Consider the following 6,659-nt stretch of genomic DNA (forward strand, 5'->3'; position numbering starts at 1 on the left):
TTCGAATTCCTCGACGTATCAGTTACGGAACGGGAACTTGAACGCTGCGAGCAGCGCCTTCGCTTCCGCATCGGTCTTGGCGGTGGTGGTGATGGCGATATCCATGCCGCGGATCGCGTCGACAGCGTCGAAGTCGATTTCCGGGAAGATGATCTGTTCCTTCACACCCATGTTGAAGTTGCCGCGACCGTCGAAGGAACGACCCGAGACACCACGGAAGTCGCGCACGCGCGGCAGCGAGATGTTGATCAGGCGATCCAGGAACTCATACATCTTGGCACGACGCAGCGTGGTCTTGCAGCCGATCGGCCAACCATCGCGGATCTTGAACGAAGCCACCGAGACGCGGGACTTGGTCACGATCGGCTTCTGGCCGGAGACCTTGGCCATGTCGGCGACGGCATTTTCCAGGATCTTCTTGTTGGTCGCCGCTTCGCCGACACCCATGTTCAGGGTGACCTTGACCAGCTTCGGGACCTGCATCGGATTGGTGTAGCCGAACTGCTTCATCAGCGCCGGCACCACTTCTTCCTGGTAGAACTTTTCGAGACGGGAACTCATCTTCTCATTCCTCAGGCGTCAAGCGCCTCACCGCTGGAGCGGAACACACGCAGTTTGCGTCCATCCTCCAGCACCTTGAAGCCAACGCGCTCGCCCTTGCCCGAAGCCGGGTTGAGCACATTCACGTTGGAGATATGGATCGACGCTTCACGCTCGACCACGCCGCCGGCAACGCCTGCCTGCGGGTTCGGCTTGGTGTGGCGCTTGACGATGTTCACGTTGGCGACGATCACACGATCGCCGTCGACGCGGACGACTTCGCCCTGCTTGCCCTTGTCCTTGCCGGTGTTGACGACAACCTGGTCGCCCTTCTTGATACGGTTAGCCATGATTATCTCCTGGCGCTCACAGCACTTCGGGAGCGAGCGAGACGATCTTCATGAACTTCTCGGAACGAAGTTCACGGGTCACCGGCCCAAAGATGCGGGTGCCGATCGGCTCTTGCTTGTTGTTGAGCAGGACCGCGGCATTGCCGTCGAAGCGGATCAGCGAGCCGTCGGCGCGACGCACACCCTTGCGGGTACGCACCACGACAGCGTCATACACTTCACCCTTCTTGACCTTGCCGCGCGGGATCGCATCCTTCACGGTGACCTTGATGATGTCGCCGATGCCGGCGTAACGGCGCTTGGAGCCGCCCAGCACCTTGAAGCACATCACCTGCTTGGCACCCGAGTTGTCGGCGACGTCAAGGTAGCTCTGCATCTGGATCATGATTCAGATCTCCTTATTGAGCCGAACGCGTGATGACTTCCACCACGCGCCAGTTCTTGGTCTTGGACATCGGAGCAATCTCGGTCACCAGCACGACGTCGCCTTCATTGCAGGCGTTGTCGGCATCATGTGCGTGCAGCTTGGTCGAGCGCTTCAAGTACTTGCCGTACAGGGGGTGCTTGACCGTACGTTCCACCAGCACGGTGACCGTCTTGTCCATCTTGTTGCTGACGACACGGCCTTGGACCGTGCGCAGCGCCTTGTTTTCAGTAGTGTCGCTCATCGCGGCCATCCTTACTTGTTGCTGCCGAGCAGGGTCTTGACGCGAGCAATCTCGCGGCGGACCCGGCGGGTTTCGTGAGTCTTCGGCAGCTGCCCGGTGACCTGCTGCATACGGAGCGAGAACTGCTCCTTACGCAGATCGGTCAAGTGGGACTTGAGATCGTCAGCCGACTTTTCGCGAAGTTGTTTGATATCCATCACATCACCGTCCGGGTCACGAAGGTGGTGGTCACGGAGAGCTTGGCAGCTGCCAGGCGGAACGCCTCGCGTGCCACGCTCTCATCCACGCCTTCAATTTCATAGATCATGCGGCCGGGCTGGATCTGGGCGACCCAGTACTCCACGTTGCCCTTACCAGAACCCATTCGCACTTCGATGGGCTTCTTGGTGATCGGCTTGTCGGGGAACACTCGGATCCACATCTTGCCACCGCGCTTGACGTAGCGGCTGATCGAGCGGCGAGCCGCTTCGATCTGACGCGCGGTCAGCTGACCGTGGGCGGTTGCCTTCAGGCCGTATTCGCCGAAGCTGACAGCGTTGGCGCTCCAGCTCAGGCCATCGTTACGGCCCTTGTGTACCTTGCGGTACTTGGTTCGCTTGGGTTGCAACATTGTCGTTACCTCGCTTCACGGGCCGGGCGCTGACGGTCACCGCGGTCGCCGCGATCGTTACGATCGTTGCGCGACGGGGTGTCGTCCTGCTTTTCCTGGCCAACCTGGGAGAAATCGAAAACCTCGCCCTTGTAGATCCAGACCTTGATGCCGATGATGCCGTAGGTCGTCTTGGCTTCAGCGAAGCCATAGTCGATGTCGGCACGCAGCGTGTGCAGCGGCACGCGGCCTTCGCGGTACCACTCCGAACGGGCGATTTCCGCACCGTTCAAACGGCCACCGACGTTGACCTTGATGCCCAGGGCACCGAGGCGCATCGCGTTGCCGACCGAGCGCTTCATTGCACGGCGGAACATGATGCGACGCTCCAGCTGCTGCGCGATCGACTCGGCAACCAGCTGCGCGTCCAGCTCGGGCTTGCGCACTTCGGTGACGTTGATGTGCGCCGGAACGCCCATCATTTCGCTCACTTCCTTGCGCAGCTTTTCGATGTCCTCACCGCGCTTGCCGATCACCACGCCCGGACGGGCAGTGTGGATCGTCACGCGAGCGGTCTTTGCCGGACGCTCGATAAGGATCTTGCTGATGCCGGCCTGCGCAAGCTTCTTGCGCAGCATTTCCCGCACCTTCAGGTCGGCTGCCAGGTAACCAGCGAACTCGGCCTTGTTGGCGTACCACTTGGAGTTCCAGTCCTTGGAAATGCCGAGGCGGATACCAATCGGATGAACTTTATGACCCATGGTGTTTTCCTTTCCGCTTACTTGCCGGCGCCCACAACCACAGTGATGTGGCTGGTGCGCTTGAGGATGCGGGTGCCGCGGCCTTTCGCCCGCGCCATGAAACGCTTCAGGGTAGGACCTTCATCAACCATGATGGTCTGAACCTTCAGCTCGTCGACGTCGGCGCCCTGGTTGTTCTCGGCATTGGCAATAGCCGACTCCACCACCTTCTTGATCAGGTGTGCAGCCTTCTTGTCCGAGAACTTCAGCAGGTTGACCGCACGCTCGGCCGGCAGGCCGCGCACCTGGTCAGCGACCAGGCGGGCTTTCTGCGCAGAGATGCGCGCGGAGCGCAGGATTGCTTTCGCTTCCATTGTCATCTCTCCTTACTTGCCCGACTTCTTGTCACCACCGTGACCCTTGAAGGTCCGGGTGATGGCAAATTCGCCGAGCTTGTGGCCGACCATGTTCTCGTTGACGAGCACCGGAACGTGGTTCTTACCGTTATGAACGGCGATGGTGATGCCTACCATTTCCGGCAGGATCATCGAACGGCGCGACCAGGTCTTGATCGGCTTCTTGCTACCCGCAGCGGCCTCCACCTTCTTGACGAGGTGGTGATCGACGAACGGGCCCTTCTTGAGTGAACGTGCCATGGTCGATTAGCCCCTACGATCGCGGACGATGAATTGCTGGGTGCGCTTGTTCTTGCGCGTCTTGTAACCCTTGGTCGGCACACCCCACGGGGTGACCGGGTGCGGATTACCCTGGCCGGCCTTCGCCTCACCACCACCGTGCGGATGGTCAACCGGGTTCATGGCAGCACCACGAACGGTCGGGCGAACACCGCGCCAGCGCTTCGCGCCCGCCTTGCCCAGCTTTTCCAGGTTGTGTTCGTCGTTGCCGACTTCACCGATGGTGGCGCAGCACTCGACCGGCACCTTGCGCATTTCACCCGAGCGCAGGCGCAGGGTGGCGAAGAGGCCTTCACGAGCGACGAGCTGCACGGCAGCGCCGGCGGCACGCGCGATCTGTGCACCCTTGCCCGGCTTCAGTTCGATGCCGTGGACAGTGGTACCGACCGGGATGTTGCGCAGCGGCAGGGTATTGCCCGCCTTGATCGGCGCGTCCGAGCCCGCGATCACCTGGTCACCGGCCTTCAGGCCCTTCGGTGCGATGATGTAGCGGCGCTCGCCGTCGACGTAGCACAGCAGAGCGATATGGGCGGTGCGGTTCGGATCGTATTCGATACGTTCCACGCGCGCCGGGATACCGAGCTTGTTGCGCTTGAAGTCGATGACGCGGTAATGCTGCTTGTGGCCACCACCGATATGACGGGTGGTGATGCGGCCGTGGTGGTTACGACCACCGGAATTGCTCTTCGGCTCCAGCAACGCTGCGTGCGGTGCGCCCTTGTGCAGATCGGGCGTAACCACGCGCACGGCCGAACGGCGGCCGGGGGAAGTGGGCTTGAATTTCATCAATGGCATGGGATGTACCTCAGGCCTTGGCCGTTACATCGATGGACTGGCCATCGGCGAGACGCACGTATGCCTTGCGCCAATCGCCGCGACGGCCGGTGCGGTTACGGAAGGACTTGTTCTTGCCCTTCACGTTCAGCACGTTGACCGCTTCGACCTTGACGTCGAACAGCTGCTCAACCGCGGCCTTTACATCGGCCTTGGTGGCTTCGTTCGAGACTTCGAAGACATACTGGTTGGAATGTTCCTGCAGGCGCGCGGTCTTTTCGGAGACCCGCGGAGCACGCAGCACGCTGAAGATTTTTTCGTTGCTGTTCATGCCAGCCACTCCTCGACCTTCTTGACCGCGTCAGCGGTGATGACGACCGTGTCGGCACCGACCAGCGACACCGGATCCAGGCCCTGCACGTCACGCACTTCCACGTAGGGAATGTTGCGCGCCGACAGGTACAGGTGCTCGGTGGCGTCTTCGGTGACGATCAGCGGGCGCTTGCCCACTTCCAGGCCGGCCAGCTTGGCGATCAGCGCCTTCGTGTTGGTCGCTTCGACATCGAAGGACTCCACGATGGTCAGACGGCCCTGACGGTTCAGCTCGGACAGGATCGCGCACATGGCGGCACGGTACTGCTTGCGGTTGACCTTCTGCTCGAAGCTGCGCGGCTTGGCCGCGAAGGTGACACCACCGCCGACGAAGATCGGAGCCGTCAGCGCGCCATGACGCGCACCGCCGCCCTTCTGCTTCTTCGACTTCTTGGTGGTACCAGCCACTTCAGAGCGAGTCTTCTGTGCCTTGGTGCCGGCGCGACCGGCGTTGCGATAGGCGACGACGACCTGGTGAACCAGATCTTCGCTGAAATCGCGACCGAACACGGCATCGGAGACCGAGACCTTGTTGTTGCTACCCGTGATAACGAGTTCCATCGTCATCTCTCCTTATGCCTTGCTAGCCGGACGCACGATCACGTCACCACCCGCAGCGCCAGGCACGGCGCCACGAATCGCGATCAGACCGCGCTCGACGTCGACCTTGACAACTTCCAGGTTCTGCGTGCTCTGCTGCACGGCACCCATGTGGCCCGACATCTTCTTGCCCGGGAACACACGACCCGGGGTCTGGCGCTGACCCAGCGAACCCGGCGCGCGATGCGACAGCGAGTTACCGTGGGTTGCGTCGCCCATACGGAAGTTGTAGCGCTTGATGGTGCCCTGGAAGCCCTTACCCTTGGTGACACCCTGGACGTCGACCATCTGGCCAACTTCAAAGATGTCCGCCTTGACTTCGCCACCGACGGCGAAATCGCCGAGCTGGGCGTCTTCAACGCGGAATTCCCACAGGCCACGACCGGCTTCAACCTTCGCCTTGGCGAAGTGACCGGCTTCCGGCTTGTTGACCAGGGCAGCGCGACGCGCGCCGACAGTCACCTGCACGGCGCTGTAGCCGTCAGCTTCGACGGTCTTGATCTGCGCGATGCGGTTCGGGGTAGCTTCAATCAGGGTCACCGGGATGGCGCGGCCATCTTCAGTGAAAACGCGGCTCATGCCAGCCTTGCGGCCCACGAAGCCCAACGAATATTTCTTCGTCATGGTCGTAGTCCTCAGGTCAGCTTGATCTGAACGTCGACGCCGGCAGCCAGTTCGAGCTTCATCAGCGCGTCCACGGTCTTGTCGTTCGGGTCAACGATATCGAGCACGCGCTTGTGCGTGCGGGTCTCGTACTGGTCACGCGCGTCCTTGTCGACGTGCGGGGAGACGAGAATGGTGTAACGCTCGATCTTGGTCGGCAGCGGGATCGGGCCACGCACTTGCGCGCCGGTCCGCTTTGCCGTTTCAACGATCTCGCTGGCCGAACGGTCGATCAAACGATGATCGAACGCCTTCAACCGAATCCGGATCTTTTGGTCCGCCATGGCGGTAGGTTCCTTCGTTAAAAGAGCGACGGACAAGGCCTCTGGGTTGCCTTGTCCCATGAATATCCTGAATGCGGACGCCGCACATTCCTGCGCGGCGACAAGATCTTTCCATAGACCTCAAAAATCGAGGCAGACCGGTCTCCCGATCTGCCCAGACAAAAAGTATAGCGCGCATACAACGCGGCGGTCAACAGGGGACCTGTTGACACTGCCTGAATGGCGCGACCCTTCCTGGTCTGGGGAACACGAGGTGCGTCCTGCGCCTCTTTTCCCGTTTATTCAGCACCCCGATGCCCTACCCAGGCAACATCGGGGCGCAGAGTCTAGCAGATTACTTGATGATCTTGGCAACCACGCCGGCGCCGACGGTACGACCGCCTT

General features: G+C 61.1%; 14 protein-coding genes. All 14 read right to left on the reverse strand.

From position 1 onward, the window contains the following. Nucleotides 1-18: 18 nt before the first annotated feature. From rplE to rpsJ, 14 genes are read right to left on the reverse strand one after another with little or no spacing between them, the layout of a single operon-like run. Entirely contained in the window at nt 19-561 is a 543-nt protein-coding gene (gene rplE, locus RT456_RS16470) for a 50S ribosomal protein L5 (protein WP_313348119.1), read from the reverse strand. A gap of 11 nt (nt 562-572) precedes the next feature. Continuing rightward, entirely contained in the window at nt 573-890 is a 318-nt protein-coding gene (gene rplX, locus RT456_RS16475) for a 50S ribosomal protein L24 (RefSeq protein WP_017355416.1), read from the reverse strand. Nucleotides 891-906: 16 nt separating this feature from the next. Then, nucleotides 907-1,275, reverse strand: a complete 369-nt coding sequence (rplN, locus tag RT456_RS16480; protein WP_010483978.1) for a 50S ribosomal protein L14 — start codon at nt 1,273-1,275, stop codon at nt 907-909. A gap of 13 nt (nt 1,276-1,288) precedes the next feature. Continuing rightward, nucleotides 1,289-1,558 carry a 30S ribosomal protein S17 gene (gene rpsQ, locus RT456_RS16485; protein ID WP_313348121.1) on the reverse strand — a complete coding sequence of 90 codons (270 nt, stop codon included), beginning with the start codon at nt 1,556-1,558 and terminating at the stop codon, nt 1,289-1,291. Between the two features lie 11 nt (nt 1,559-1,569). Further along, nucleotides 1,570-1,755 (reverse strand): 50S ribosomal protein L29, encoded by a 186-nt coding sequence (rpmC, locus tag RT456_RS16490; protein ID WP_214900310.1) that lies wholly within the window; start codon nt 1,753-1,755, stop codon nt 1,570-1,572. Continuing rightward, nucleotides 1,755-2,168, reverse strand: a complete 414-nt coding sequence (rplP, locus tag RT456_RS16495) for a 50S ribosomal protein L16 (RefSeq protein ID WP_017355412.1) — start codon at nt 2,166-2,168, stop codon at nt 1,755-1,757. Before rplP ends, rpmC begins: the two co-directional genes overlap by 1 nt. Nucleotides 2,169-2,173: 5 nt before the next feature. Further along, the gene (gene rpsC, locus RT456_RS16500; protein WP_313348123.1) at nt 2,174-2,908 is read right to left on the reverse strand and encodes a 30S ribosomal protein S3; all 735 of its coding nucleotides are present in this window, start codon (nt 2,906-2,908) and stop codon (nt 2,174-2,176) included. A gap of 17 nt (nt 2,909-2,925) precedes the next feature. Then, nucleotides 2,926-3,261, reverse strand: coding sequence for a 50S ribosomal protein L22 (gene rplV, locus RT456_RS16505; protein WP_017355410.1), 336 nt, complete (start codon nt 3,259-3,261; stop codon nt 2,926-2,928). 12 nt (nt 3,262-3,273) lie between these two features. After that, nucleotides 3,274-3,543 (reverse strand): 30S ribosomal protein S19, encoded by a 270-nt coding sequence (rpsS, locus tag RT456_RS16510; protein ID WP_017355409.1) that lies wholly within the window; start codon nt 3,541-3,543, stop codon nt 3,274-3,276. 6 nt (nt 3,544-3,549) lie between these two features. Further along, nucleotides 3,550-4,377 (reverse strand): 50S ribosomal protein L2, encoded by an 828-nt coding sequence (gene rplB, locus RT456_RS16515; RefSeq protein ID WP_313348125.1) that lies wholly within the window; start codon nt 4,375-4,377, stop codon nt 3,550-3,552. A gap of 10 nt (nt 4,378-4,387) precedes the next feature. Then, entirely contained in the window at nt 4,388-4,687 is a 300-nt protein-coding gene (gene rplW, locus RT456_RS16520) for a 50S ribosomal protein L23 (protein ID WP_313348127.1), read from the reverse strand. Beyond that, nucleotides 4,684-5,289 carry a 50S ribosomal protein L4 gene (rplD, locus tag RT456_RS16525; RefSeq protein WP_313348129.1) on the reverse strand — a complete coding sequence of 202 codons (606 nt, stop codon included), beginning with the start codon at nt 5,287-5,289 and terminating at the stop codon, nt 4,684-4,686. Before rplD ends, rplW begins: the two co-directional genes overlap by 4 nt. Before the next feature lie 12 nt (nt 5,290-5,301). After that, nucleotides 5,302-5,952, reverse strand: a complete 651-nt coding sequence (rplC, locus tag RT456_RS16530; RefSeq protein ID WP_313348131.1) for a 50S ribosomal protein L3 — start codon at nt 5,950-5,952, stop codon at nt 5,302-5,304. A gap of 11 nt (nt 5,953-5,963) precedes the next feature. Continuing rightward, nucleotides 5,964-6,275: a 30S ribosomal protein S10 gene (gene rpsJ, locus RT456_RS16535; protein WP_010341589.1), complete on the reverse strand. Its 312-nt coding sequence runs from the start codon at nt 6,273-6,275 to the stop codon at nt 5,964-5,966. Between the last annotated feature and the right edge of the window lie 384 nt (nt 6,276-6,659).

Source organism: Stenotrophomonas sp., assembly GCF_032099025.1.
Lineage (GTDB): Bacteria > Pseudomonadota > Gammaproteobacteria > Xanthomonadales > Xanthomonadaceae > Stenotrophomonas.

Coding starts and splice junctions, on each gene's coding strand:
- rplD (WP_313348129.1), bottom strand. CDS start 5,289: ATGGAACTCGTTATCACGGGTAGCAACAACAAGGTCTCGGTCTCCGAT.
- rpsC (WP_313348123.1), bottom strand. CDS start 2,908: ATGGGTCATAAAGTTCATCCGATTGGTATCCGCCTCGGCATTTCCAAG.
- rpsS (WP_017355409.1), bottom strand. CDS start 3,543: ATGGCACGTTCACTCAAGAAGGGCCCGTTCGTCGATCACCACCTCGTC.
- rpsJ (WP_010341589.1), bottom strand. CDS start 6,275: ATGGCGGACCAAAAGATCCGGATTCGGTTGAAGGCGTTCGATCATCGT.
- rplN (WP_010483978.1), bottom strand. CDS start 1,275: ATGATCCAGATGCAGAGCTACCTTGACGTCGCCGACAACTCGGGTGCC.
- rplE (WP_313348119.1), bottom strand. CDS start 561: ATGAGTTCCCGTCTCGAAAAGTTCTACCAGGAAGAAGTGGTGCCGGCG.
- rplX (WP_017355416.1), bottom strand. CDS start 890: ATGGCTAACCGTATCAAGAAGGGCGACCAGGTTGTCGTCAACACCGGC.
- rplC (WP_313348131.1), bottom strand. CDS start 5,952: ATGACGAAGAAATATTCGTTGGGCTTCGTGGGCCGCAAGGCTGGCATG.
- rplB (WP_313348125.1), bottom strand. CDS start 4,377: ATGCCATTGATGAAATTCAAGCCCACTTCCCCCGGCCGCCGTTCGGCC.
- rpsQ (WP_313348121.1), bottom strand. CDS start 1,558: ATGAGCGACACTACTGAAAACAAGGCGCTGCGCACGGTCCAAGGCCGT.
- rplV (WP_017355410.1), bottom strand. CDS start 3,261: ATGGAAGCGAAAGCAATCCTGCGCTCCGCGCGCATCTCTGCGCAGAAA.
- rplP (WP_017355412.1), bottom strand. CDS start 2,168: ATGTTGCAACCCAAGCGAACCAAGTACCGCAAGGTACACAAGGGCCGT.
- rpmC (WP_214900310.1), bottom strand. CDS start 1,755: ATGGATATCAAACAACTTCGCGAAAAGTCGGCTGACGATCTCAAGTCC.
- rplW (WP_313348127.1), bottom strand. CDS start 4,687: ATGAACAGCAACGAAAAAATCTTCAGCGTGCTGCGTGCTCCGCGGGTC.